23 protein-coding genes are annotated in these 25,019 nt (G+C 63.5%); 18 read left to right on the top strand and 5 right to left on the bottom strand.

The features are described from left to right. Positions 1–103: 103 nt before the first annotated feature. Both ACH2DW_RS01770 and ACH2DW_RS01765 read left to right on the top strand, forming a co-directional pair. Entirely contained in the window at positions 104–910 is an 807-nt protein-coding gene (locus ACH2DW_RS01770; protein ID WP_394927991.1) for an enoyl-CoA hydratase/isomerase family protein, read from the top strand. A 1-nt stretch (position 911) separates the two neighbouring features. Next, positions 912–2,111, top strand: coding sequence for a cytochrome P450 (locus ACH2DW_RS01765; RefSeq protein ID WP_394927990.1), 1,200 nt, complete (start codon positions 912–914; stop codon positions 2,109–2,111). A gap of 18 nt (positions 2,112–2,129) precedes the next feature. On the opposite strand, the gene ACH2DW_RS01760 is transcribed toward ACH2DW_RS01765, so the two are convergent. Continuing rightward, positions 2,130–2,900: a hypothetical protein gene (locus ACH2DW_RS01760; RefSeq protein ID WP_394927989.1), complete on the bottom strand. Its 771-nt coding sequence runs from the start codon at positions 2,898–2,900 to the stop codon at positions 2,130–2,132. A gap of 174 nt (positions 2,901–3,074) precedes the next feature. On the opposite strand from ACH2DW_RS01760, the gene typA reads away from it, so the two are divergent. From typA to ACH2DW_RS01740, 4 genes are all read left to right on the top strand, one after another. Then, positions 3,075–5,006: a translational GTPase TypA gene (typA, locus tag ACH2DW_RS01755; protein ID WP_394927988.1), complete on the top strand. Its 1,932-nt coding sequence runs from the start codon at positions 3,075–3,077 to the stop codon at positions 5,004–5,006. 62 nt (positions 5,007–5,068) lie between these two features. Continuing rightward, positions 5,069–5,896 carry an ATP-dependent sacrificial sulfur transferase LarE gene (gene larE / locus ACH2DW_RS01750; protein ID WP_394927987.1) on the top strand — a complete coding sequence of 276 codons (828 nt, stop codon included), beginning with the start codon at positions 5,069–5,071 and terminating at the stop codon, positions 5,894–5,896. Between the two features lie 81 nt (positions 5,897–5,977). Continuing rightward, positions 5,978–7,024 (top strand): LLM class F420-dependent oxidoreductase, encoded by a 1,047-nt coding sequence (locus ACH2DW_RS01745; RefSeq protein WP_394927986.1) that lies wholly within the window; start codon positions 5,978–5,980, stop codon positions 7,022–7,024. 39 nt (positions 7,025–7,063) lie between these two features. Next, on the top strand, positions 7,064–7,486 hold the full coding sequence (locus ACH2DW_RS01740) for a pyridoxamine 5'-phosphate oxidase family protein (protein ID WP_394927985.1): 423 nt from the start codon (positions 7,064–7,066) through the stop codon (positions 7,484–7,486). Between the two features lie 21 nt (positions 7,487–7,507). Here ACH2DW_RS01740 and ACH2DW_RS01735 read toward each other — a convergent pair whose 3' ends face one another. From ACH2DW_RS01735 to ACH2DW_RS01725, 3 genes are read right to left on the bottom strand one after another with little or no spacing between them, the layout of a single operon-like run. Beyond that, positions 7,508–8,509 carry a VWA domain-containing protein gene (locus ACH2DW_RS01735; RefSeq protein ID WP_394927984.1) on the bottom strand — a complete coding sequence of 334 codons (1,002 nt, stop codon included), beginning with the start codon at positions 8,507–8,509 and terminating at the stop codon, positions 7,508–7,510. Further along, complete coding sequence (locus ACH2DW_RS01730; protein ID WP_394927983.1) at positions 8,506–9,471, bottom strand: DUF58 domain-containing protein; 966 nt, start codon at positions 9,469–9,471, stop codon at positions 8,506–8,508. The genes ACH2DW_RS01735 and ACH2DW_RS01730 overlap by 4 nt, the downstream gene beginning before the upstream one ends. Before the next feature lie 2 nt (positions 9,472–9,473). Then, complete coding sequence (locus ACH2DW_RS01725) at positions 9,474–10,565, bottom strand: AAA family ATPase (RefSeq protein WP_394927982.1); 1,092 nt, start codon at positions 10,563–10,565, stop codon at positions 9,474–9,476. 79 nt (positions 10,566–10,644) lie between these two features. Here ACH2DW_RS01725 and ACH2DW_RS01720 point away from each other — a divergent pair, with 79 nt between their 5' ends. From ACH2DW_RS01720 to ACH2DW_RS01705, 4 genes are all read left to right on the top strand, one after another. After that, positions 10,645–10,995, top strand: coding sequence for a hypothetical protein (locus ACH2DW_RS01720; protein ID WP_394927981.1), 351 nt, complete (start codon positions 10,645–10,647; stop codon positions 10,993–10,995). Positions 10,996–11,106: 111 nt separating this feature from the next. Further along, positions 11,107–12,336 (top strand): NAD(P)/FAD-dependent oxidoreductase, encoded by a 1,230-nt coding sequence (locus ACH2DW_RS01715; RefSeq protein WP_394927980.1) that lies wholly within the window; start codon positions 11,107–11,109, stop codon positions 12,334–12,336. Between the two features lie 68 nt (positions 12,337–12,404). Further along, positions 12,405–13,310 carry an SDR family oxidoreductase gene (locus ACH2DW_RS01710; RefSeq protein ID WP_394927979.1) on the top strand — a complete coding sequence of 302 codons (906 nt, stop codon included), beginning with the start codon at positions 12,405–12,407 and terminating at the stop codon, positions 13,308–13,310. Between the two features lie 71 nt (positions 13,311–13,381). Continuing rightward, complete coding sequence (locus tag ACH2DW_RS01705; protein ID WP_394927978.1) at positions 13,382–14,236, top strand: MaoC/PaaZ C-terminal domain-containing protein; 855 nt, start codon at positions 13,382–13,384, stop codon at positions 14,234–14,236. A gap of 30 nt (positions 14,237–14,266) precedes the next feature. On the opposite strand, the gene ACH2DW_RS01700 is transcribed toward ACH2DW_RS01705, so the two are convergent. After that, a complete protein-coding gene (locus tag ACH2DW_RS01700) occupies positions 14,267–16,033 on the bottom strand; it encodes a proline--tRNA ligase (protein WP_394927977.1) in 1,767 nt (588 codons plus the stop codon). 289 nt (positions 16,034–16,322) lie between these two features. Here ACH2DW_RS01700 and ACH2DW_RS01695 point away from each other — a divergent pair, with 289 nt between their 5' ends. The 8 genes from ACH2DW_RS01695 to ACH2DW_RS01660 all read left to right on the top strand — a co-directional run bounded on the left by ACH2DW_RS01695 (position 16,323) and on the right by ACH2DW_RS01660 (position 24,894). After that, entirely contained in the window at positions 16,323–16,961 is a 639-nt protein-coding gene (locus ACH2DW_RS01695) for a hypothetical protein (protein ID WP_394927976.1), read from the top strand. Then, positions 16,958–18,493: a transcription termination factor NusA gene (nusA, locus tag ACH2DW_RS01690; RefSeq protein WP_394927975.1), complete on the top strand. Its 1,536-nt coding sequence runs from the start codon at positions 16,958–16,960 to the stop codon at positions 18,491–18,493. The genes ACH2DW_RS01695 and nusA overlap by 4 nt, the downstream gene beginning before the upstream one ends. Next, a complete protein-coding gene (locus tag ACH2DW_RS01685) occupies positions 18,384–18,767 on the top strand; it encodes a YlxR family protein (RefSeq protein ID WP_394927974.1) in 384 nt (127 codons plus the stop codon). The genes nusA and ACH2DW_RS01685 overlap by 110 nt, the downstream gene beginning before the upstream one ends. A gap of 69 nt (positions 18,768–18,836) precedes the next feature. Next, positions 18,837–21,791, top strand: coding sequence for a translation initiation factor IF-2 (gene infB / locus ACH2DW_RS01680; RefSeq protein ID WP_394927973.1), 2,955 nt, complete (start codon positions 18,837–18,839; stop codon positions 21,789–21,791). Positions 21,792–21,952: 161 nt separating this feature from the next. Continuing rightward, positions 21,953–22,540: a hypothetical protein gene (locus tag ACH2DW_RS01675; protein WP_394928053.1), complete on the top strand. Its 588-nt coding sequence runs from the start codon at positions 21,953–21,955 to the stop codon at positions 22,538–22,540. Positions 22,541–22,593: 53 nt separating this feature from the next. Continuing rightward, positions 22,594–22,998: a ribosome-binding factor A gene (locus ACH2DW_RS01670; RefSeq protein ID WP_394927972.1), complete on the top strand. Its 405-nt coding sequence runs from the start codon at positions 22,594–22,596 to the stop codon at positions 22,996–22,998. 19 nt (positions 22,999–23,017) lie between these two features. Then, entirely contained in the window at positions 23,018–23,887 is an 870-nt protein-coding gene (gene truB / locus ACH2DW_RS01665) for a tRNA pseudouridine(55) synthase TruB (protein ID WP_394927971.1), read from the top strand. A 65-nt stretch (positions 23,888–23,952) separates the two neighbouring features. Then, a complete protein-coding gene (locus ACH2DW_RS01660; protein WP_394927970.1) occupies positions 23,953–24,894 on the top strand; it encodes a bifunctional riboflavin kinase/FAD synthetase in 942 nt (313 codons plus the stop codon). Positions 24,895–25,019: the final 125 nt, after the last annotated feature.

Genomic DNA, 25,019 nt, shown 5'->3' with positions numbered 1-25,019 from the left:
AAGTAAGAATTCTGACGGAGACAGGTGGGAGACAGGTGGGGGCAGGTGGGGACTGCACGCTCCGGTGCGGGTGGTCCGGGTGCCCAACGGTACGTTCGCTGGCATGGGAGTCGACCTCGAAACGATCACCGTCGAACGCGACGGACACGTCGTGCTCGTCACGATCGACCATCCGAACTCGGCGATGAACGCGGTTGACGAACTGCTGCACCGGGAGCTGGCAGAGCTGTTCCGCTACCTGGCCGTCGGTGAAGACGAGCTCATCGCAGGTGCGCGCGCCATCGTGCTCACAGGCCACGGCCCGGCGTTCTCGGCTGGGGGTGACATGTCATGGTTTCCACAGCTCAGTTCACCCGATCGCCTCAATCGGCTGCGGCGTGAAGGCAAGCAGATCATCTGGGATCAGCTCGATATCGAGCCACCGGTCATTTGTGCGCTGAACGGCCCAGCGGTCGGACTGGGTGCATCCATCGCACTGATGTGCGATGTGATCGTCATGGCCGATACCGCAGCGCTGATCGATCCGCACGTGAAGGTCGGACTGGTCGCAGGCGATGGTGGGGCGGCAATCTGGCCGCTGCTCGTCGGCCCGCTTGCAGCGAAGCGCCATCTGATGCTCGGGCTCCCGCTGGGGGCCGATGAAGCCCTCCGCCTCGGGATCGCTGCCGAGGTGTGCGACCGTGCTGATGTTGCGACGAGCGCCCGACGGTGGGCTGACGACTTGGCAGCGCAACCCCCGCTTGCTGTGCAAGGAACGAAGATCAGCGTCAACCAACAGATCAAACAGGCGTTGCTCACGAGCTTCGACGTGTCGACGGCATTGGAGATGACCTGCTTCCACACGAACGACCATGCTGAAGCGGTGGCTGCGTTTGTCGAGAAGCGTGCGCCTCACTACACAGGTTCCTGAGATGGCCACCGTGGAAACCGCAACCGGCCGGCGGGTCTACGACCTGCTCGACCCCGACTTCTACAGCAGCGACCCACACGATGCCTGGGCGTGGATGCGTACGAACGAGCCGGTGTACCGCGACGACCGCAATGGACTGTGGGGCGTGACGCGACACGCGGATCTCCTCGACGTCGAACGCCGGTCGACAGTGTTCCTCTCTGGTCAGGGATACCGGGCGCTGTGGTCACCGAGCGAGATCAACATGATCGCCCAGGACGACCCGCGTCACCGGCAGCAGCGAATGCTGGTGCAGCCCAGCTTCACGAAGAAGTCTGTCGACGACCGCGTCGCCGAGATCGACGAGCTCACGCGCGGGCTGATCGATACCGCGCTCGCCGCAGGCGACGAGATGGAAGTCGTCGATGCGTTATCCGGACAATTGCCGGCGCGACTCACAGCTCGCCTCCTTGGCTTCTCCGAAGATCTCTGGCCCGAAGTGAAGTCCTGGTCGGAACGGTTGATGCGAACCGACATGCGGGAACGCGACGGCAAGATCTTCCGCGAGTTCTTTGCGGCGAACATGGAGTTCGTCGACGAGCTGCAGAGGGTCGCGATGGACCGGTATGCGAACCCCGCTGACGACCTGATCTCGACGTGGGTGCACTCGACGATCGATGGAGAGCCGCTGTCGCCTGAGGCGATCGTGCACGAGGTCGGCCTCTTCATCTCCGGTGGAGCGGAGACCACACGGACTGCGATCAGCCATGGCCTCCGGGTGTTTGTCGATCACCCCGACCAATGGGATGCAATGGGAGCGGATAGCTCGTTGGTTGCCGGCGGGGTCGAGGAAGTGCTGCGGTGGGTGACGCCGCTCAACAACATGTTCCGACGAGCCGGCGAAGACGCCGTGGTCGGTGGCCAGTCGATCGAGCGCGGCGATCGACTGGTGCTGTTGTACCCGTCAGCGAATCGGGACGAGGACGTGTTCGACGATGCGTTCAGTTTCGACATCGAACGGAGTCCGAATAATCACGTTGCGTTCGGTTTCGGCACGCACCTCTGCATCGGCACACACGTTGCCCGTGCGACGTTGGCAGCGGTGTTCGGTCAACTCAGCGCGCGGGTGACGAACTTGACCGCGGTCACCGAGCCGGACGTCGAATCGAACATCTTCGCTCGCGCTGTCCAGTCGTTCCGGCTCGGCTGCGACGTTCGCTGATTGGGTTCGGCCCTGCGATCAGAAGATCGCGCTGGGATCGATGCTGCAACTGACAGCGGCTCGTTCAATCGCTTCGACCACTGCGGTGCTCTCGCTCGTCGATGCCCCGGACGCAAGGCCCGAACCAAGTGTTGCGAGGCCGATGTCGTTCACCACGGCTGTGCCGAGACACGTGGTCTGGCCATCGCCCAACACGGTGGGCCGGGATGATGACGAGAGCTGTTCGCCGATGTAGCGCGCCAGATTCGGTGCGGTGCTGATGTCGAAAACCACGGCTGGTGTGGCCCCTTGCGAGGCAGACAGCGATGTCTCAAGTGTCGTGATCTCGGCCGCCAACGTTTCGTTTTCAACTCGCACGACGGCAAGCGTCGCTTTGGCCTCGTCCGCTCGAGCTGTCGCTGCGGTTGCTTCGGCGGCGTCCGCCTCGGCGGCAGCCAACTCTGCGGTGAGTTGTTCGTTGTCCGCAAGGGCGGTTTCGAGGTTGACTTCGGTCGCTGCGAGCGAGTCCAGCGCATCAGCCGTGCGCTCGGCTTCTTCGGTCGCAGCGGCCTGAGCGGCGTCGCGTTCCGTCGTTGCGGTGTCACGGCTGCTCAGCGCTGAGACCCAGAGCAGGGCCAGCACGACGGCGGCAAGAAGCGCGATCGCACCGTTGACCGCGAGGATCCGCTGACGTTTGAGGTCGGGTCCGTTCTCAAGCGATTTCGGGGGAAGCGGCGTAGAGATCGCCCCGTCGGTGCCCGGCGCTGGAGACGCTGCAGTGGCATCGATGTTCTCGAGCCGGTCTGTCATAGCGTCATCGTATGTGCCGGTCGCATGAGCCTGAGGGATGTCCCCGCTCGGGGTTGAACTCGGAGCCTGGGTCGTGGGCGCCAACCTTGCGGACAGCAAGAAACGTCTCAGGGTCGCATGTGACCACGGGCGCATCGATCGTTCGGTTGTGAAACGTCGATAGCGTGGTCAGCCGTGTCTTCCACCGAAACCCCCCTCACAGATTCGGGCGCCGTCTCGTCGCGTACCGACATCAGAAACCTCGCGATCGTCGCGCACGTCGACCACGGCAAGACCACCCTTGTCGACGCCATGCTGCAGCAGTCCGGTGCCTTCGGCGCACATGAAGAAGTCGTCGAGCGGGTCATGGACTCCGGCGACCTCGAAAAAGAGAAGGGCATCACGATCCTCGCCAAGAACACCTCACTCGTGTGGGACGACAAGGCCAGCGGCGAGAAGATCACCCTCAACATCGTCGACACCCCGGGCCACGCCGACTTCGGTGGCGAAGTCGAGCGTGCCCTGACAATGGTCGACGGCATCGTGCTGCTCGTCGACTCGGCTGAGGGCCCGCTGCCGCAGACTCGCTTCGTCCTCCGCAAGGCACTCGCTCGCGACCTGCCGGTCATCCTGGCGATCAACAAGATCGATCGCCCCGACGCCCGCACCGCCGAGGTCGTCGACGAGGTCTACGAACTCTTCTTCGATCTCGATGCCCGCGAAGACCAGGTCGAGTTCCCCATCGTCTACTGCTCGGGCCGCGACGGCTGGGCGACGCTCGACCTCGACGAAGCACACGCGATCGTCAAGGGCGAGATCACCGGCAAGGATCTGACGCCGTTCGTCAACGTCCTCCTCGAGAGCATCCCGGCGCCGACCTATACCGAGGGCGCACCGCTGCAGGCGTGGGTCACCAACCTTGACTCCTCGCCGTACCTCGGTCGCCTTGCGCTGCTGCGCATCATGGAAGGCGAGATCAAGAAAGGCCAGTCAGTTGCCTGGTGCAAGGTCGACGGCACGATCGGTCGCGCCAAGATCGCCGAGCTCTTCCTCACCGAACACCTCGAACGCGTTCCTGTCAATTCCGCTCGCCAGGGCGACCTTGCCGCGATCGCCGGCATCGAGGACATCTTCATCGGTGAGACGCTGGCCGACCTCGAGCACCCAGTTGCGCTCCCGCTCATCACCGTCGATGAGCCTGCGCTGTCGATGACCATCGGCATCAACACCTCGCCGCTCGCAGGCCGCGAAGGCAAGAAGCTCACCGCCCGCCTGGTCAAGGCTCGCCTCGACCAGGAACTCATCGGCAACGTGTCGATCCGGGTGCTGCCGACCGAGCGTCCCGACGCTTGGGAAGTCCAAGCTCGTGGTGAACTGCAGTTGGCGATCCTCGTCGAGCAGATGCGTCGCGAAGGCTTCGAGCTGACTGTCGGCAAGCCGATCGTGCTGACCAAAGAGATCGACGGCAAGGTGCACGAGCCTGTTGAGCGTGTCACCATCGATGTCCCCGACGAGTACCTCGGTGCGGTCACACAGCTGCTTGCCACCCGCAAGGGTCGGATGCAGAACATGGGCGGCTCTGGTTGGGTTCGCCTCGACTACCTCGTGCCGGCCCGTGGCCTCATTGGCTTCCGTACCCAGTTCATGACCGAGACCCGAGGTACTGGCATCATCAGCCACATCTTCGAGGGCTACGAGGAATGGGCCGGCGAGATTCGCGCCCGTGCTCAGGGTGTGCTCGTCAGTGACCGTATGGGCCCCGTGACCAACTACGCCATGATCAACCTTCAGGACCGCTCGGCCATGATGGTCAAGGCCGGCGACGATGTGTACGAGGGCATGATCATCGGAGAGAACTCCCGCGCCGGTGACATGGACGTCAACATCTGCCGTGAGAAGAAGCAGACCAACGTTCGGGCATCGTCCTCCGACGAAACCGTCAAGGTCACCCCGCCGAAACTGCTCTCGCTCGAAGGTGCCCTCGAATTCATCAGCGTTGACGAGTGCGTCGAAGTGACGCCGCACAACATTCGTATTCGGAAGGTGGAGCTCGATCCCACGATCCGCGCCCGTGCAGCCAAGAGGGTCAACAACGAGCTCAAAGCTGAAGCCGAGGCCAAAGGCTGAACTCGGGCGCTCGCCTCCCATCGAACCGGGTTGTTGGACAGGTGACGGGGCATACTGCTGGCGTGACCGAGGTGCTCGAGGAATTCGTGGGGGTGCACCCAGAGCTCGCGAGCAAGATCGCTGTGCTCGACGCACGGTTGAGTGAGCTCGGCAGCGTCGTCGTGGCATTCAGCGGGGGAGCCGACTCGGCGTTTCTCGCAGCAGCTGCCCAGCGTGCACTCGGCACGAAGGGTACGCACTGCGTCACCGCCGTGTCGCCGTCGCTTGCTGGCGATGAAGCCGAAGACTGCCGACTTCTTGCTGAAGAGTGGGGTCTGCGTTGGACGCCGGTCGTCACCCACGAGATGGAACGCGCCGCATACCGGCTCAACGACACCGACCGGTGCTTCCACTGCAAGGCCGAGTTGATGGATGTCGTGACGCCGATCGCCAACATCGCCGAGGCCACGGTCGTGCTGGGTGTGAATGTCGACGATCTGGGTGATCACCGCCCTGGCCAACAGGCAGCAGAACAGGCCGGTGCCCAGTTTCCGCTCGTCGACGCGGGCTTCACCAAAGCGGACGTTCGAGCCGCATCGCAGCACTTCGGTCTACGGACCTGGGACAAGCCGGCAGCCGCGTGCCTCGCATCGCGCATCCCGTACGGCACCGAGGTGTCCGTGGGCATTCTGAGCGGTGTCGACCGAGCCGAAGCGGCGCTGCACCGGCTTGGGTTCGCACAGGTGCGAGTGCGCCACTACGACGACACGGCACGGATCGAAGTCGAACTCGATGACCTCGCCGGCGTGGTTGCTCGTCGGAATGAGGTGATCGCAGCCGTCCAAGCTGCCGGTTATCGCTACGTCACGCTCGACCTCGAAGGCTTTCGGAGCGGCAACCTCAACGGCTGAGAACGCCACGAAAAGGGGTTGACCCCATTTGTGACGCGCTGATTGTTCGGGTGCGCGGCTGTTCACCTATCGTCGGACGCCATGAAGCTCTCCATGCAGATCAGCTACTCGGGTGACTTCCACGCCGACGTCGCCAAGGTTCAGGAACTCGAGAAGGCCGGCCTCGACATCGTGTGGGTGCCTGAGGCGTACAGCTTCGACTCGGTCTCGCAGATGGGTTATCTGGCAGCCAAGACCGACACGATCGAAATCGGTGCCGGCATTCTCAACGTCTACTCGCGAACGGCGACGTGCATGGGCCAGACGGCTGCGGGACTTGACTTCGTGTCGAGCGGTCGGTTCGTGCTCGGCCTCGGTGCCTCGGGCCCGCAGGTGGTCGAGGGCTTCCACGGCGTTCCGTACGAAAAGCCAATGCCGCGCATCCGCGACTACATCAACGTGTGCCGGATGGTCACCAAGCGTGAGAAGGTCGTCTACGACGGACCGACGGTGCAGGTGCCGCTGCCCGCCGGTCAAGGCACGGGCCTCGGCAAGCCGCTCAAGCTCATCAACCATCCCGTGCGCGAGCATGTCCCGATCTTCTGGGCCAGCCTGATGGGCCTGTCGGTCACGGCCACCGCCGAGCACGCCGACGGGTGGCTGCCGATCTTCTTCGACCCCGAGAAGTTCCATAACGTCTGGGGCGAGGAGCTGAAGAAGGGAACCGCCAAGCGTGACCCGTCGCTGGGTCCGGTCCAGATCTCCGCTGGTGGCATGGTGGCAATCGGTGAGGACCTCGTCGGAGACAAGGCCAACGCCGTTCTCGACATGGCGCGCCCGAGCGTGGCGCTCTACGTCGGCGGCATGGGCGCACGCGACAAGAACTTCTACAACACGATCATGCAGAAGTACGGCTATGTGGACGAAGCGATCGGCATTCAGGACAACTACCTGTCCGGTGAGAAGGACAAGGCAGCATCGTTGGTGCCCGCCGAGATGCTCGCCAACACCAACCTCGTCGGCCCTGCCAGTTACGTGAAAGAACGCATCGCTGCGTACAAGGAAGCTGGCGTGACTCATCTGTCGGTGAACCCGGTCGGGGCCGACGCCACGGCCACGATCGAGCAGCTCAAAGAACTGCTCGACTGACCGGCGCAACAACATCATCACGACGACGCGGAGCGATACATGGCCGACACCGACATGACCGTTGAGGAACGCGAGGCATTCCTCGCTGACACACACGTGGGGGTGTTGTCGATTGCCCGCGAGGGCAAAGGCCCACTCGCGCTGCCGATCTGGTACCTGTACCGAGATGGCGACGTGATCCTCTCGATGAATGGGACATCGCTGAAAGCGGACCTGCTCCGCAAGCGCGGGAGGGCGACGCTCACCGCTCAGCAGGAGTCGCTGCCCTACCAGTACGTGATGGTCGAAGGGCCGGTCACCGTGAACCACGAAGATCTCGATGTCGCCGAACTGGCGATCCACTATCTCGGACCGGAAATGGGTGCCTGGTACGCAGGGAAAAATCCGCCGAATGCGGAGTCAGTCGTCGTCCGACTCCGCCCGGAACAGTGGCTCACGGTCGACTACGGCAAGGTGATGTGAACGTCCCCGGTGGGGTGCGAGTCAGACCATTCCGCGTAGCCACCAGAGGCTGAGTGCCCAGGCGAGCGCAAGCACGAGAAACGCGCCCAGCGCCCAGCGCCAGGTGAGTTCCTTCACGATCTCGATCTCTTCGCCCAGCGTGTCGCCGAGCGACATCTGGATCTGGTCGTACACCGCGGCGAGTTCACCGCCGGTTTCTGCCACGAACGCTGCGCCACCCGTGGTCTCTGCCACCAGTTCGAGGTCGGCGGGACGGACAGGCACCGGAACTCGGTCGCCGCTGACTGGGTCAGTGATGACACCTGCATCGGTTCCGAACGCGATGGTGAACACGGGCACTCCTGCGTCCGCTGCCTCCTGTGCTCCCTCGGAAGTGAGGCGCCCGACCGTGGTTTCGCCGTCGCTGAGCAACACGATGACACCGGGAGCGACGTCGTCGTCCTGATCAGCAGCTTCATCGCCAGAGGCGTCGTCGGTGGCGTTGACCAGGAGGCGAGTCGATACCGACAGCGCGTCTCCAATTGCCGTTGACTCATCGAGTTCCAGGCGGTCGAGGCCGCGGTCAAGTGCCGAGCGATCGAGCGTGGGATCGACGGCCACATCGACGACGCCTGAGAATGAGATCAGGCCGACCTCGACATTGTTGTCCACCTCGTCGATGAACTCTCTTGCGGCAACCCGTGCGGACTCGAAGCGACTCGGATCGACGTCGTCGGCCTCCATGGAGAGCGACACGTCGAAGGCGACAAGAATTCTTCCTTCGCTCTTGGTTCGCTCGGTGGCGCGATCGACGGGGCGGGCGATGGCGATGACCGCTGCTGCCAGCCCGACGAGCTGGAGCACAGCGACGAGATGGCGTCGCCAGTTCGGGCGCTCGGGCGCGATCTCGTCGAGGAGATCCATTTGCGTAAAGCGGATGGAAGCCGTGCTGCGCCAGCGCAGCACCACCACGTAGAGGACCGCCAGCGCGGCGACAATGAGCAGCAGCCACAGTCGGCCAGGTTCGAGAAAGTCACGACTCATCGCGTGAGCACTCCGCCGCGGACTGCCTGGGTGCGACGACGTTGAACGTGAGCGACGACGCTGCCGAGCCAGTCTCCGTCAGTGGTCAGCTCGATTGTGTCCGCACCGGTCCGACCCAATTCATCGAGGCGTGTGGTTCGTTGTTCGGCGGCAATGGTGATGAACTTGCGCTGTACCGACTCCGTCACTCGTACTTCGCGAGTGCGCCCCGACGCCGGGTCGGTCATCTGGACCAGACCGATGGGTGGGACGTCGTATTCACGCGGGTCATGGACCGTGATCACGAGCAGATCGTGACGCAGACTCAATCGGCCGAGCGCTTTTGTCCAATCTGATCCGGCGAAGTCGGAGATGACTGCGACAAACCCTTGGCGTTTCGCCAGCGCCCCGACGCGGTCAAGCGCACCCGCCAGGTCGGCCTTTCCGTGGCCGTCAGAAACCGGGGGCGCGGCGAGCGTCGAGAGGATGGCGCGGATCTGGTTCTTGCCGGAACGGGGCGGAACCACGTGGATGTCTGGGCCCGCCACCATCACCGCGCCGACTCGGTTCTGATTCCGGGCAGTGAGAAATCCCACGGCTGCGGTCGCTGCCAACGCGGTCTGGGCCTTGGTGTTGGTGACGGTGCCGAACTGCATCGTTGCGGACGCGTCGACGACGAGCCACGCCGTGAGGTCGTGGTCAGCGATTTGCTCGCGGATGTAGGTCTCTTGCGTTCGCGCCGTGACGTTCCAGTCGATCCGGCGGACGTCATCTCCTGGAGCGTAGGGACGTGACTCTCCGGGTTCGGATCCGTGACCCGGGGTGAGTCCTTGATAGTTGCCGTGCAGCACGCCGTCGAGTCGGCGGCTGATCGTGAGCTCAAGCGTACGGAGGAGCTCGGTGACCGTGTCGGTCGGCGGCCCTTGCGCCCAATGCGTCGGCCGCGCGGGCGAGTCGTGGCGGTCGACGGGACGATCAGCCAACGTCAGCTCCGGCCGAAGACGTCGTTCGGCTTGGGCGAGACCCAGTTGGCCGGCACCGTGGCGAGAATGCGCTGGATGATGTGATCGGGGGTGATGTCGCGAGCAAGTGCGTCGTAGGTCAGGAGTAAGCGGTGGCGGAGGATCTCCGGTGCCAAGTCAAAGACGTCTTGGGGTGTGGCGTAGGTGCGTCCACGAAGCATCGCCATCGCCCGAGCACCTTTGACGAGATTGAGCGAGGCGCGTGGGCTTGCGCCGAGACCGATCACTGATCCAAGGTCGGCGAGGTTGTAGCGGTCCGGGTATCGAGTGCACTGCACGACATCGACGGCGTACTGCATCACGGACCGATCGACGAACACTTCGTCGGCGCGTGCCTGCAACGCGATGAGTTCGTGGAGGGTAATGACCTGGTTGGGTCTCGGAGCGGCTGAAGCAACGGCCATTCGGTCGAGGATGGTCATCTCTTCGTCAGCGGTCGGGTGGTCAAGGACGATCTTCATCATGAAGCGATCGCGCTGCGCGTCGGGGAGTTGGTACACGCCCTCGGACTCGATTGGGTTCTGCGTGGCGACGACGAAGAACGGTGGCTCGACCGGGTGCGTGATGCCGCCAATGGTGACCTGCTGTTCGGCCATCACCTCGAGCAACGCTGATTGGACCTTGGCTGGTGCTCGGTTGATCTCGTCAGTCAGCAAGAAGTTGACGAAGACCGGGCCGAGCTCGACGTCGAAGGTCTCCGAACCTGCTCGGTAGATCCGTGTGCCGACAATGTCGGACGGCAGGAGATCGGGGGTGAACTGGATGCGGGCGAACGATCCGCCGACGACGTTGGCCAACGTTTCTGCGGCCAACGTCTTCGCCAGACCTGGAACTGATTCCAGGAGACAGTGGCCGCGGCACAGGACGCCGACGAGGAGTCGCTCGAGGAGTCGCGATTGGCCGACGATCACCTTGCGCAGTTCGAAGAAGATCTTCTCGAACGTCTCAGCCGTGGCCAGATCGTTCATCGGCATACCGTTGGCGCCGGTCGGGTTCGTCTGTTCGGCGGCGGGAGGTCCCGAACTCAATTGGTCCGCCATTTCGGAGTCGCTCATTCGAAGAGCAAACTACCCGGCACCGAGGCGTCAGTTCGGTCGCCTGCCCGTCGGCTTTCTCCGCGGCTACGTTGAACACATGACGGAGAGCAACATGGATGGTGTGGTGTCCGTCGATGATCATTTCGATGCGGTCGCGTTTGAACGCGAAGAACGTGCCGAGCGAGCGGAGCGCGCCGCAACGTTGAAGCTGTCAGCGATCGAAGCAGGGCGCCGCAAGGGTGGCATCGCAGGAGCGGCGATGGCCGGTGCAATGTTCGCTGTCCAGGAGATCTACGAGGGGCCACCCCTCGACGCGGACATCGTCGAAGTGGCAGAAAGTCCGGATGAGCCCGGCGACATCGACACTGACGGCATCGAAGTGACTGTGGGAGGTGTCGACGTGTGGGCACCGCCACCCGGCGGCACCGATGACTCGCCGGGGACCTGAGTCGGTGTGTCGTCCGCGGCGGCCGGGCGAGTGGCTGTCGAGGTGGAAGAGTGCGTTGCTGGCGATGCACGGTCACGCACGACTCGCTCGACCGCTCGTATCCTGCCCGCTGTGACCAGCACGGCCGACACCGCGAATCTTGCGACAGATGTCCTGATCGTCGGTGGTGGGCCCGCGGGTTCGGCTGCCGCTATCGAGCTCGCTCGGTCGGGTCGGTCGGTCGTGTTGATCGATCGGGCGACGTTCCCGCGAGACAAGTGCTGCGGTGATGGTCTGACCACACTGGCGTTGCGCGAACTCGAACATCTCGACTTCGATCCCGCTTCTGTCGTCGACTGGTTCGACGTCGCAGGCGCATCGTTGCGGTCCCCGTCTGGCCGCTCGGTCGAGGTCCCCCTCACTGGTCCCGGGCGATACGCCGCGGTGGCGCCGCGGCGACAGCTGGACAACGCGCTCGTTGAGCTTGCCCGCAATGCGGGTGTTGAGGTGCGCGATGGCGTCGCCTTCAGATCGATCGAACAGCACGACGACCATGTGGTTGTCGCCGCCGATGGCCTGAGCATCCGAGCCCGGTACGTCATCGCCGCCGATGGAATGTGGAGTCCAGTTCGCAAGTCGCTTGGGCTGAACGAATCCGGATATCTGGGCGAGTGGCATGGATTTCGGCAGTACGCCAGCGGCGTGACCGGGACAGCGTCGACTCAGCTGCACGTCTGGTTCGAGGAAGATCTGTTGCCCGGCTATGCGTGGTCGTTTCCCCTTCCGAACGGCCGGGTGAACATCGGTTTCGGAGTGCTGCGCGACGGCGTTCGCAAAACCAAGGACATGAAGGCACTGTGGCTCGATCTACTCAAGCGGCCCCACGTGGTCGAGGCGCTCGGTGTCGGCTTCGAGCTGGAGGACCGGCACACGGCGTGGCCGATTCCTGCGCGGATCGATGAGGCGGTGCTCGCTTGCGGTCGCGTCATTCTCACCGGAGACGCTGCCATGGCGACCGATGTGATGACCGGCGAAGGCATCGGACAGGCGCTGCTCACCGGTCGACTGGCGGCCGAGGCGATCATCGCAGGGGGTGCGATGCAGCCAGAGGTAGCCGCGGGCATCTACGAACGCGAAGTTCAGCACCATCTACGCGCCGACCACAAGATGTCACTCGCCCTCGGCAAGGTGCTGGCGAAGCCATGGGGCGCCCGCGGAGCAATCCGAGTGGTTGCAGCGAGTGGGGCCTGGGGCCAACGCAACTTCGCACGGTGGATGTTCGAAGATGAACCGCGGGCGGTCGTGCTGACGCCCAGCCGCTGGCACCGAGACTTTCTCAAACGGCCCGGCGCCACGCTCTGAACCGTCGCTGACCGGGAAAGAGACAGTCCGGTTCGGGCCGCTCGCGTTCATGTTCGTACGTTGGGGGAATGGCACGACTCTGTGAAGGCAAGATCGCAATCGTCACCGGTGCAGGCCGGGGTATTGGGCGAGAGCATGCGCTGAGCCTTGCGCGGCACGGTGCGAAGGTTGTCGTCAACGACCTGGGTGGCGCACGGGACGGGACCGGCGACGATGTTTCTCCTGCCCAGCAAGTCGTCGACGAGATCGTGGCCGGCGGTGGCGAGGCGGTCGTCAATGCCGACAACGTCGCCGACTGGGACGGTGCACAGCGGATGGTTGAGACCGCAATCGAGACCTTTGGAGGTCTCGACGCAGTGGTCAACAACGCCGGGATTCTGCGCGACCGCATGCTTGCCAACATGACCGAGGATGAGTGGGACGCCGTCATCAACGTGCACCTCAAGGGAACCTTTGCTCCCGCTCGTCACGCAGCTGCGTACTGGCGCGAACGGTCGAAGGCAGGCGACGAGGTGGCCGGTCGCATCATCAACACCACTTCGGTGTCGGGCATCTACGGCAATGTCGGCCAGTCGAACTACGGCGCGGCAAAGGCTGGTATCGCCTCGTTCACACAGATCACGGCCATGGAACTCGCTCGCTATGGCGTCACGGTCAACGCGGTGGCGCCCGTCGCGCTGACGCGGATGACCGAAGATCTCGGCCCAGCCCCGGAGACGCCGGATGAGGCCGAGGCACGGTCGCCGAAGTGGATTGCACCGATCGTCACGTGGCTCGTTTCCGACGAAGCCGCTGGCGTCACCGGTCGAGTGTTCGAGGCGTCCGGCGAGTTTCTCGCGGTCGCCGAAGGTTGGGTACGCGGTCCGAGCACGGCTCCGGTCGACGATCCAGAGGCACTTGGCGAGATCGTCCAGTCCTTGCTCGCTGATGCCCGTGGCCGCACTGGCATGAATGGCAAACCCGTCGAGCACTGACTCGCCAGTGACGCCTGGTCCCGACCCCGAAGCAACTGAGTGACACCCGATCCAGATGAAGGAGCACCACCATGCCGTTGAATCCTGATGCAGTTGGCTCAAAAAGTGAGCCGGTCGAAGTGAGTTGGACGTCGAAGGATGCGCTGCTCTACGCGGTCGGCATCGGTGCGGGCCACGAGGAACTCGCGTTTACCACCGAGAACAGCAACGAGATCCCACAACTGGTGTTTCCGACCTTTCCCGTCGTCGTCGGGTGGGGACGCGGCTCGGCGATGGGGTCAATCGGTACGTTCAATCCAGCGCTACTCGTTCACGGGCAGCAGTCGGTCACCCTGCACCGCCCGATTCCTGTCGCCGGGACCGTGACGCTGACGAGTGAGATCACTGGCATGTACGACAAGGGCAAGGCGGCGGTCGTGGTGTCTGAGACCAGAGCACTGATGGACGGCGAGCCGCTCTACACGAATACCGGGTCGTCGTTCATGCGCGGAGAGGGTGGCTGGGGTGGCGACCGCGGGCCGTCTGGGCCGAAGAACGTGCCACCGGAGCGGTCGGCGGACCATGAGGTCACCTACGTGACCGACCGCGACCAAGCGTTCGTCTACCGGCTGTCCGGCGACCGGAACCCGCTGCACACCGATCCGGCCTTCGCCGCAATGGGCGGCTTTGACACGCCGATCCTCCATGGGCTCTGCTCCTATGGGTTTACTGGTCGGGCACTGCTGCACGCGGTCTGCGGAAGCGACCCGGCGAACTTCCGCCACATCGAGGGGCGCTTTGCCTCTCCCGTCATTCCTGGAGACTCACTGACGATCCGGACGTGGTCGATCGGCGATGGAGAATCCCTGTTCACCACGAGCGCGACGCCTGCGGCAGGCGGCGAAGAACGCATTGTCATCGACCAAGGCCTCCTGCGCCACGCCTAACGACGACTTGGTGCCAGGCACCAAGTCGTCTCAGCGGCAGAGGGCGACGAGGTGCTCGACAATCGAGCCGAGGGCGATGTCTTCGCGCTCGCCGGACTTGCGGTCCTTGACCTCGATGGTCGGGTTCTCTTCGTCGGCAATGCCGCGACCGACGACCACGATCGTCGGGACGCCGATCAGTTCAGCGTCCTTGAACTTCACGCCGAGCGACGCTTTGCTGCGATCGTCGAGCAGCACGCGCAGGCCTGCTGCTTCGAGTGACGTGGTGAGTTCCTCGGCAGCTGGGACCTGAGGGCTGCCGTCTTTGCCCGCAATGATGACGTGCACATCGGCTGGGGCGATCTCGCGTGGCCAGCAGAGCCCGCTGTCGTCGAGGGTGGCCTCGGCGATCGCTGCGAGACAGCGCGAGACGCCGACGCCGTAGCTCCCCATGGTGGGGGTGACAGGCTGGTCGTTCTCGTCGCGGACGGTGAGTTCGAGGGCCTCGGCATATTTGGTACCGAGTTGGAAGATGTGCGCGATTTCGATGCCCCGCGCGATTTCCACGTCTGACCCGCACGACGGGCAGGTGTCGCCATCGAGCACTTCGGCAGCCTCGATTGTTCCGTCACCCACGAAGTCGCGACCGGCGGTCAAGTGCAGAACATGCTGGTTGTACTGATCGGCGCCAGTGATCCACTGGGTCCCATCGACGATGCGCGGATCGAGGAGATATCGAATGCCCGACTCGTTGTTGGCCCCGAGGACGCCGGGGCCGATGTAGCCCTTCTTCAGCGACGGGTACTTCTTGAAGTCATCCTCGCTGAACGGCTCGACCTCTGCCGGCTCGACTTGCGCTCCGAGGCGTTTCATGTCGACCTCGCGGTGCCCCTCAATGCCGACCGCAAGGGGTTCAACCGTGCCATCGGGGTGCTTGATATTGACGACGACATTCTTCAATGTGTCGGCGGCAGTCCAGTCGCGGTCAGGATGACGCAACGCCGAATCGCCGTTCACATAGTCGACGAGGGTGGCAATGGTGGGCGTCTTCGGAGTGTCGTGCACGGCGGCTACGGGCAGGCCGTCGAGCGCCCGGGCCTCCGGGACAGGCGTGTGGACGGCCTCGACGTTGGCGGCGAAATCGCACGATGTGCAACGAATAAAGGTGTCCTCGCCGACCGGGAGTGGAGCGAGGAATTCTTCCGACGCTGAGCCGCCCATCGCGCCGGACAGTGCCGAAACGATGACGTACGGCAGCTCGAGCCGTTCGAACAATTTGATATAGGCCGCACGGTGTGCGTCGTACGACGCCTGCAAGCCTGCATCGTTGAGATCGAAGCTGTACGAGTCCTTCATCGAGAACTCTCGGGTGCGCAGCAGGCCGGCGCGCGGACGCACCTCGTCGCGGAACTTGGTCTGGATCTGATAGATCACCAGCGGGAGATCTCGATACGAGCTGTAGAGGTCCTTGACGGTGAGGGTGAACATCTCCTCGTGTGTGGGAGCCAAGAGAAAATCCGCACCGTGTCGGTCCTGGAGTCGGAACAGGTTCGGGCCGTACTCCTCGTAGCGATTCGTCGCCTGGTACGGCTCGATGGGCAGCAAGGCCGGAAAGTGGACTTCTTGAAAGCCCGCGGCGTTCATCTCCTCGCGCACGATGCGCTCGACGTTGCGGAACACTTCGTATCCGAGAGGCAGCCAGCTGAATCCACCCGGAGCAGATCGCCTGATGTAGCCCGCGCGGACAAGGAGGCGGTGGCTTGGAACCTCGGCGTCCGACGGGTCGTCACGCAGGGTTCGTAGGAACAAGTTCGACATCCGATGCACGGGATGAAGCTACCGGCTTGTGACCGGCCGACCCGGTTCACGTCGTACGGCGTCGAGTTGGTGTTGCAGTCGGAATTGGCCAGTCTCCACGGCGGCAGCGGCTGCGACGCGACCGCACGTCGAGCCCTCTCACGAAACTGTGCAGACCCTGCTACGATCGAGGTTCGCAATTTGGTTCGTGACCAAGGCGTGGGGCTTAGCCTCACGCCTTGTTTCTTGAACGGACACAGAACGCGGCAGACCAAAGCAGAAGATCGAAGCGGAGAGGAGGCAGATCGATATGACCGAGAGCAGTGAACTCGCACGAGTGCGAGAGATTGTCGAGCCCATCGCCTCTGACCTCGATCTTGATGTCTACGACATCGAACGGCGCGGCGTCACTGTCCGCGTCACGCTTGATACCTACGCTGGCTCCGACGGTGGCATCACGCTTGACAATCTGTCGCTCGCCACTCGCCTGATCTCACGCGAGATCGATCACGAGGATCCGATCAGCACCAGGTTCACGCTCGAAATCACCAGCCCCGGACTCGAACGTCAACTCCGCACACCAGCTCACTTTCAGCGTGAGGTTGGCAAAGACATCACCGTGCGCTTCCGCGATCCCAACGCCGATCCGCGGCGCGTCGACGGGCAGCTCATATCGGCCACCGATACCAGCGCGACGCTGTTGCTCGATGATGGCACCGAGACCACCTTCGATCTCGATGGTGTCGACAAAGCGCGCACCGTCTTCGAGTGGGGTCCGGCTCCCAAGCCCAACGCACCGAAGAAGAGTGCGGCCAAGAAGTCGCAGCAGTCGAAGAGTCCCAATGCGAAGCAGCCTGCGGCATCGAAGCAGGCGAGTTCGAACAAGGCCGACTCGACCCCGCCAGAATCACACCTCCCACAATCGAACAAGGAGAAGCAGTCGTCATGACCAACATGGACATGAGTGAAGCCATCGGAATGTTGGCCCAAGAAAAGGGCCTCTCCGAAGAAGCATTGCTGCACGTGCTGGTCGACGCGCTCGCGTCGGCGTACAAGCGTCGCGACGATGCCGCCGACGAAGTGGTCGTCGAGGTCAACCCCGAGACGATGGAGTTCTCCTTCATCGCCTATGACGTTGACGAAGACGGCAACTGGGTCAACGAGCGAGACGACACGCCGCGCAAAGAAGAGATGGGTCGCATTGCGGCCATGACCTTCCGTCAGGTGATGAGCCAGCGCATCCGCGAAGTCGAGTCCGACCGCAAGTTCGAGGAGTACGCGAACCGCGAGGGCGACATCGTCACCGGCATCATTCAGCGCACCGACGCGCGGTACACGCTGCTCGACCTGGGTCGTGCCGAGGCGCTCCTCCCACAGGCCGAGCAGGTTCCGTTCGAGCGTCCAGCGCAAGGTGACCGTCAGAAGGCGTACATCGTCGAAGTCCGCCGGACGCCGAAGGGCCCGCAAATCGTTGTGTCTCGAACGCACCCGGGTCTCATCAAGCGTTTGTTCGAACTCGAAGTGCCCGAGATCGCCGAGGGCATCGTCGAGATCAAGGCCTGCGCCCGTGAACCCGGCCACCGCACCAAGATCGCCGTCTGGTCGAACGACCACAACGTCGATCCGGTCGGCGCGTGCGTGGGTGCCCGTGGCGGCCGCGTCCGGATGGTCGTCAACGAGATGCGCGGCGAGAAGATCGATATCGTCCCGTTCAGCGAGGACCTCGCCGACTTTGTTGCGAAGGCACTGTCGCCAGCCAAGGTCACCCAGGTCAATATCTCCGACGACGGCACTGCCGCTGACGTCATCGTTCCCGATCACCAGCTCAGCCTGGCCATCGGCCGCGAAGGTCAGAACGCTCGACTGTCTGCCCGCCTCACCGGGGTGCGCGTCGACATCCGTTCCGAGACACAGCTCGCTGAGGGCATCCCGGCCAGCCATGGGCGTGATTCCGACGTCGAGTACGCCGTGGGTGAATGGCGCCCGAACCCGGAGTCCGGTGAGAACGAGTGGCACGCAGCCGATGGCAGCGTCATCTCAGAATCCGAGTGGAACAAGCAAGCGGCAGAGGCAGAAGCCAAAGCGGCACAAGCCGAAGCTGAGGTTCCTGAGGTCACCGAAGAGCTCGTGGCTGGTCCGTGGGCCGGTTCGGTGCAGCCGATGTCCGATCCTGATCAAGTGCCGCCCGGCTTCGAAATCAAGGCCAACGAGGACTCGGATCTGTATCACGTGCCCGGCTCGCGCTACTACGACCAGACCAAGGCCGAGTTGTGGTTCCGTTCGATCGATGCCGCCGAAGGCGCCGGTTTCTCGCCGGCGGGTGGCTCTGATGATACGTCTGATGACGACGTTGCTGACGCGGCGTCCGCAGATGACGCAGCCGTCGAAGTACCTGCAGCAGTCACCGAAGCAGCAGTCACCGAGGAAGCGGAGGCCGACGAGGCAGCCGACACCGAGACGAGCAGTGAGGCAAACGACTGAGCACCACGAACCTGTTCGCAGCTGCATCGGCTGTCGCACGCAGCGCCCGCAGTCCGCTCTCGTGCGGATTACGAACGCCGCAGGTGACATTGAGGTCGATGGCCCCAGCCGCGGACGAGGTGCGTGGATCTGCGCAGACAAGACAACAGAACGTCAGGTTGCGGGGGAGTGTCTCGAGACCGCAATTACCAAGCGAGCATTCGCTCGGGCATGGCGCACCGACATCGGTGCTGACGACATTACGAACATCAGAAGACACACCGGCCACTTGTGACGCCGGTGCGATGTGCATTGATTGGCACATCGGCGAGGGAATCCCGACTGGGAAAGGTTGAATCGAAGCGTGGCAGCAAAGAAGATCAGAATCCACGAGCTTGCTAAAGAGCTCGGGATGACAAACCAGGAGGTCCTTGACCTCTGTGGCGTACTCGGTGTTGCCGCGAAGGGGCCTTCGTCCTCACTCGCTGAGGCATACTCCGACATGGTGACCCGACGCGCTCAGCGCGACGGGTTGACGCGCGACGAACAGCCCGAAGAGCCCAAAGCGGTCAAGAAGACCGCGGCGAAGAAGGCACCGGCCAAGAAGAAGGCTGCGGCGAAGAAGGCACCGGCCAAGCCGAAGCCTGCCGAGGACGAGTCTTCCGAGGCGACGTCCGACGAGGACGCCACTCCCGACCAGCCTGCCGAGACCGACGCTCCAGCGGCTGTCGAAGCGCCGGCCGATCCTGAGGTCCCCGTCGTTGCTGCCGAGCCCACCCCGGAGCCGACGCCAGCACCATCGGCCGAACCGGTCGCAGTAGCTCCTGAGCCTGCGCCGACAGCTCCTCCGGCACCTCCTGTGCCGAAGCCCGTCGCCCCGGCGCCTCCTGTCGCGGCACCTCCTGTGGCGAAGCCGGTTGCGCCGAAGCCGATGAGCGCTGCCGACGCTGTCGTTGCAGCTGCGGAAGGTCTGCTTCCCGTCGGCGAGTCGCCGACAGTCGCTGCGGCTCCGGCTGCTGCTCCGGCGCCGCCTGCGCCGGAGCCTGAACCACGTTCGGCTCCTGTTGCCGCCGAACCAGCCGCACGCGTGATCTCGAGTGCACGCCCCGACGCGGACGGCCGTCCGCCCGAGCCCGCCCCCGGATCGGTCGCACCCGAAGCTGCCGCCGCTGGAGCGCCGACCGCTCCGGTTCGGCCTGTCTCCCCAAGCGGTAAGGCTGTTCCGCCCCCGCCCGGCCGTCCGTTGTCGCCCAGCGGCAAGGTCATTCCTCCGCCGCCAGGGTCTGCGCGTCCGCAGCCTGGTTCAAATACTCGTCCCGGCGGTCGCCCAGGTGGCTACACGCCGCGTCCCGGTGGCGCCCCTGGTGCCGCTCGTCCCGGTGGCGGCCCCGGTGGTCCCGGTGGCGGTCCTGGTCGTGGTCCGGGCAACCGGCCCAGCGGTCAGCGCAGGCCTCCGCGTCGTACCGGCCGTCGTCGCCGTCGTCGCGACCAGGACGACCTGCAGCCGCAGGACATGGGATACACGTCGTCTGACGTCCCCGTTCCCGAGGGCGAAATTGTCATCGAGCGCGGCGTCTCGGCGCAGGAGTTCGGTCCCAAGCTGAACCGCACCTCCGCTGACGTCCTGCGTTTCTTGCTGAACAACGGTGAGATGGTCACGGCGACGATGACGCTTGCGGACGAGCAGATGGAGCTCTTCGCACTCGAAGTCGGCGCCGAGATTCTGCTTGTCGAACCTGGCCAGCAGGAAGAAGTCGAGCTGCAGAAGTTGTTCGACGACTCCGACGATGAAGAGGACCTCGAGCCTCGCCCGCCGGTCATCACCGTCATGGGTCACGTCGACCACGGTAAAACCACCCTGCTCGACCACATTCGTGGTGCCAACGTTGTCGACGGTGAAGCCGGTGGCATCACCCAGCACATCGGTGCCTACACCGTCACCAATGAGAACGGTTCAGTCACGTTCCTCGACACCCCAGGCCACGCTGCGTTCACGCAGATGCGTGCCCGAGGTGCCGATGCGACCGACATCGTGGTGCTGATGGTCGCGGCCGACGACGGCTTGATGCCGCAGACGATCGAGGCGATCAACCACGCGCGGGCGGCCGACGTGCCGATCGTGGTGGCAGTCAACAAGATCGACAAGGACAACGCTGACCCACAACGCGTGCTGACTCAGCTCGCCGAGTACGAACTCGTTCCCGAGTCGTGGGGCGGTGACACGATCGTCGTCGAGATGTCGGCACTCAAGGGCATTGGCGTCGACGAGATGATCGAGCAGCTTCAAGTCGTTGCCGAACTCGAAGACTTGCAGGCCAACCCGAATGGTCGGGCCAAGGGCATCGTCATCGAAGCGCAGCTTGATAAGGGCCGTGGCCCAGTCGCCACGATCCTCATCGACAAGGGCACCCTCAAGGTCGGCGACCCAATTGTGGCCGGCGGTGCTTGGGGCAAGGTCCGAGCAATGATCAATGACAAGGGCGAGCAGGTCAAGACCGCTGGTCCGTCCACGCCTGTCCAGGTGCTCGGTCTGTCCGACGTCCCTGAAGCCGGCGAAGAGTTCCGTTCGGCACCCAACCCGAAGGTCGCCCAGGCCGTGGGCGAGGCTCGCGCCATTCGTCTCAAGGCCCGCCATTTGCGGGAAGACAGCCGGGTCAAGACCGGCACGAAGCTCGAGGACCTGTTTGCTCAGATTCAGTCGGGCGAGAAGGCATCGCTCAACATCATCCTGAAGGCCGACGTGCAGGGATCGCTCGAAGCGGTCACTGAGGCGATGCGTCGCCTCGAGCGTGAGGAAGTCGACCTGCAGTTCGTACACCGAGCTGTTGGCGGCATCACCGAGAACGACATCTCATTGGCCAACACGACCAACTCGACGATCCTCGGCTTCAACGTCCGTCCGGACGGCAAGGCCCGCAAGCTGGCCGAGCAGGAAGAAGTCGAGATCCGCACGTACGAGATCATCTACAAGCTGCTCGAAGATATCGAGCAGGCGATGATCGGCATGCTTGATCCCGAGTTCGAAGAAGTGGTCACCGGCGAAGCCGAAGTCCGCGAGATCTTCCGGGTTCCCAAGCAGGGTGCCATCGCTGGTTGCATGGTGCAGTCCGGCGTCATCACCCGCGGGTCGAAGGTTCGTTTCCTCCGCAACGGCACGATCATCTGGAAGGGTGCCATTGCCACCCTGCGTCGCTTCAAGGACGATGTCCGCGAAGTCCGCGACGGATTCGAGTGCGGTATCGGGCTCGACGACTTCCAGGACTTGAAGCCGGGCGACATCATCGAGACCTTCGAAGACCAAGAGATTCCGAGGAGCTGACGGCTCAAGCCGTGAGCAAGCGATCGCCGGGCTGAGTTTTCTCAGTTCGGAGACAGCTCGGTTTTCCACTTCCTCGATAGGTTCGTTGCATGGCTCATCCCGACGCGACAAAGCAGCCGGATCTCGACTTTTTCTGGGATCCCGTTTGACCATGGGCCTGGATCACCTCCCGTTGGGTGGTGGATGTGCAACAACAACGCTCGTACGAGGTGGACTGGCGATTCATCTCGTTGTGGATCCTCAACGAGGACCTCAAGGCTGACTGGTACACGCCGCAGTATCGGGCGGGTCACTATCTCGGCCACAAAGGCCTCCGCATCGCGAACGCAATCCGGCTGCAGGAAGACGGCGAGGCGGTCGGTGCCTGGTACACGGCGCTCGGCGAGGCGCTGCATGTGAACAACCGTCGTGACGAAGCCCGGGCCGACAACGAGGCCTTTCTCGAAGCAGTGCTCGACGAGGCTGGCTTCTCAGCGGCATATCTGAGTGACGCTGACGACGACAGCCACGATGCTTACTTGCGTGCCGAAACCGAGTTGGCCTTAAGCCGCGCGGGAAATGACGTCGGGACCCCAATCCTCACGTTCCGACCGGGTTCTGATCGCGAAGGCAGTTTCTTCGGTCCGGTCATCTCGAAGGCACCGAAGGGCGACGAAGCATCCGAACTGTGGGACGCCATCGAGAAACTGGCGACGTCCGGCGTCGCCGAACTGAAGCGCTCAAACCGAGCAGCCCCCGACTACACCTGATCAGTTACGTCCGGTCCGGACCCCAAAGTAACTCCAGAGATTGAAGGAACGACATGGCACAACGACGTGGCCGCAACAGCGGCGGTCCGAAGTATCCGCGCAGTGCACGCGTGGGCGAGACGCTGCGCGAGATCATCGCCGAAGACCTCGTCCGTCTCGATGACGAACGACTTGCCTTCGTGACCATCACCTCGATCGACGTCGATCCGGAACTCAATCGCGCCATTGTCTTCTTCGACTCGTTGACCGGCGAAGATGGAGATGACGAGATCGTGATCGCTCTCGACGAACATCGAGTCCGACTGCAGGCATCAATCGCCCGCCAGATCAAAGCGAAGAAGACCCCGATTCTCAGCTTTCAGCCCGACATCGTGATTCGCTCTGCGGAACGTATCGACACCATTCTCAGGGCTGATCGCGAGCGCGACAGCTACCGATCACCCGAAGCCACCGACTGACGCCACCGGGTACTTCAACATGGCACGCAAGAAGCCAGCGACCACTCACGGGATTGCCGTGGTTGACAAACCGACCGGGGTCACGAGTCACGACGTCGTCGGGATGCTCCGCCGACGTTTCAACGAACGCCAGGTTGGCCATGGCGGCACACTCGACCCGAGTGCCACCGGTGTGCTCGTCGTTGCTGTCGGCAAGGCAACCAAACTGTTGCGCTTTGTCGAGAAGACGAAGAAGGCGTATCTCGGTGAAATCGTGCTGGGAACCGAGACGAACACGCTTGATGCCGACGGTGAGATCACCGCGACCCACGACATGACTGGCGTGACGTTGGAAGATGCGCAGCTGATCGTGGCTGAGCACTTCGTGGGGGCCATCGAGCAGATTCCGCCGATGGTGTCCGCAATCAAAATCGACGGCAAGCGCCTCCATGAACTCGCACGTGAGGGCATCGAGGTTGATCGTCCGCCGCGGCCGGTCACCATCTACTCGTTCCAACTGATGCCCACCGACGAGCCACACGTGTTCCTGGCAGCGGTGGAGTGTTCATCGGGAACCTACATTCGGACACTTGCTGCCGATCTGGGAACGCTGCTCGGCGGCGGAGCCCACCTGCGAAACCTTCGGCGCACGGCCGTGGGGCGCTTCACGATCGGCGAGGCGCAGGCACCCGATCACTGTGAGCTGCTCCCTGTCGAGGAGGCAGTGCGGACACTCGATCGCATCGACATCACCCGCGACCTTGCTGATCTGGTGGCCAATGGCCGCGTGCTTCCAGCATTCGAGGGAGATGGCCCGTGGGCGCTGTTCGACCCGGACGGGTTGTTGGTGGCGGTGTACGAGGCCTTCGGTGGCGAAGCGAAGCCAGCTGTCGTTGTGCCACAGAACTGATCCAACGCGGTCTTCCCCTGTCCTCGAATGGCTCCGCGTGGGTTGCCACAGGTAGCGTCTGCACCGTGCAGATCATCACCGACCAGTCGTTGCCTGCGTTCCCCGGCGAACGCACGGTCATCACGATCGGCGCCTACGACGGGGTACATCTCGGCCACCAGGCCGTCATCTCGCACGTTCGCCAGCAAGCGGCGGAGCTCGGCGCTCGATCGGCGGTCGTCACGTTCGACCGTCACCCCGCGTCTGTCGTACGACCTGAGTCAGCGCCGCTCCTACTCACCGCGCCCGATCAAAAGATGGAGCTGTTGGAAGCGACTGGTGTCGACGCCGTCATTGTCGTGCCGTTCAACGACGAACAGGCCGCCGAAAGCCCTGAGTCATTCGTCGACCGAGTTTTCGTACGGTGCCTCGACACCCAACTCATCGTTGTGGGCGAAGACTTCCACTTCGGCCGTCATCGCGATGGCAATGTCGACTTGCTGCGAAAGCTCGGTGCTGAAAAAGACTTCGACGTGGAGCCGCTCGAACTGCTCCCGCGAGTCGACGGAGTGGGCGAACCGGTGAGTAGCACCGCCATTCGCCGTGCGCTCGCTGGCGGCGATGTGACACGGGCCAACGAGATGCTCGGCCATGTCTTCGAAGCACGCGGCTCGGTCGTCACTGGAGATCAGCGTGGCCGATTGCTCGGCTTTCCGACGGCCAACGTCGAAGTACCGAACACGATCTCGCTTCCGGCCGACGGCGTGTATGCCGGCTGGTATGAGCGCCCGTCCGGCGAATCGTATCCGTGCGCGATCAACTTGGGGCGCCGCCCGACGTTCTACGAGCACGCCGACAGCTCACTCCTCGAGGCCCATCTGCTCGACTTTGAGGACGACCTGTACGGCGAGCAGGCGCGAGTCAAGTTCACCCACTTCTTGCGCAGTGAGCGCAAGTTCGATGGCATCGAAGCACTCAAAGAACAGCTCGACCTCGACACTGCCCACGCCAGCCAGTTACTCCGGTAACTGCCTATCGCTACCTCATCGTTGGAGTTGATCCAGGCCGCCTGGGTTGCAGGACGGATCGACCGCCGTAGTATTGCGTGGTCCGTTCAGGCTCCGGCGTGGGCGCGATGCAGGTGTCCCGATCC

The sequence above is a fragment of the uncultured Ilumatobacter sp. genome, from assembly GCF_963980585.1.
In the GTDB taxonomy this organism is placed as follows: domain Bacteria; phylum Actinomycetota; class Acidimicrobiia; order Acidimicrobiales; family Ilumatobacteraceae; genus Ilumatobacter_A.
This window is presented reverse-complemented; position numbering and strand designations above follow the sequence as displayed.

Coding starts and splice junctions, on each gene's coding strand:
- ACH2DW_RS01735 (WP_394927984.1), bottom strand. CDS start 8,509: ATGAGTCGTGACTTTCTCGAACCTGGCCGACTGTGGCTGCTGCTCATT.
- ACH2DW_RS01670 (WP_394927972.1), top strand. CDS start 22,594: ATGGCACAACGACGTGGCCGCAACAGCGGCGGTCCGAAGTATCCGCGC.
- ACH2DW_RS01725 (WP_394927982.1), bottom strand. CDS start 10,565: ATGAGCGACTCCGAAATGGCGGACCAATTGAGTTCGGGACCTCCCGCC.
- ACH2DW_RS01760 (WP_394927989.1), bottom strand. CDS start 2,900: ATGACAGACCGGCTCGAGAACATCGATGCCACTGCAGCGTCTCCAGCG.
- ACH2DW_RS01710 (WP_394927979.1), top strand. CDS start 12,405: ATGGCACGACTCTGTGAAGGCAAGATCGCAATCGTCACCGGTGCAGGC.
- ACH2DW_RS01720 (WP_394927981.1), top strand. CDS start 10,645: ATGACGGAGAGCAACATGGATGGTGTGGTGTCCGTCGATGATCATTTC.
- ACH2DW_RS01685 (WP_394927974.1), top strand. CDS start 18,384: ATGACGCAGCCGTCGAAGTACCTGCAGCAGTCACCGAAGCAGCAGTCA.
- ACH2DW_RS01765 (WP_394927990.1), top strand. CDS start 912: ATGGCCACCGTGGAAACCGCAACCGGCCGGCGGGTCTACGACCTGCTC.
- ACH2DW_RS01705 (WP_394927978.1), top strand. CDS start 13,382: ATGCCGTTGAATCCTGATGCAGTTGGCTCAAAAAGTGAGCCGGTCGAA.
- nusA (WP_394927975.1), top strand. CDS start 16,958: ATGACCAACATGGACATGAGTGAAGCCATCGGAATGTTGGCCCAAGAA.
- ACH2DW_RS01700 (WP_394927977.1), bottom strand. CDS start 16,033: ATGTCGAACTTGTTCCTACGAACCCTGCGTGACGACCCGTCGGACGCC.
- ACH2DW_RS01695 (WP_394927976.1), top strand. CDS start 16,323: ATGACCGAGAGCAGTGAACTCGCACGAGTGCGAGAGATTGTCGAGCCC.
- ACH2DW_RS01745 (WP_394927986.1), top strand. CDS start 5,978: ATGAAGCTCTCCATGCAGATCAGCTACTCGGGTGACTTCCACGCCGAC.
- ACH2DW_RS01740 (WP_394927985.1), top strand. CDS start 7,064: ATGGCCGACACCGACATGACCGTTGAGGAACGCGAGGCATTCCTCGCT.
- ACH2DW_RS01770 (WP_394927991.1), top strand. CDS start 104: ATGGGAGTCGACCTCGAAACGATCACCGTCGAACGCGACGGACACGTC.
- truB (WP_394927971.1), top strand. CDS start 23,018: ATGGCACGCAAGAAGCCAGCGACCACTCACGGGATTGCCGTGGTTGAC.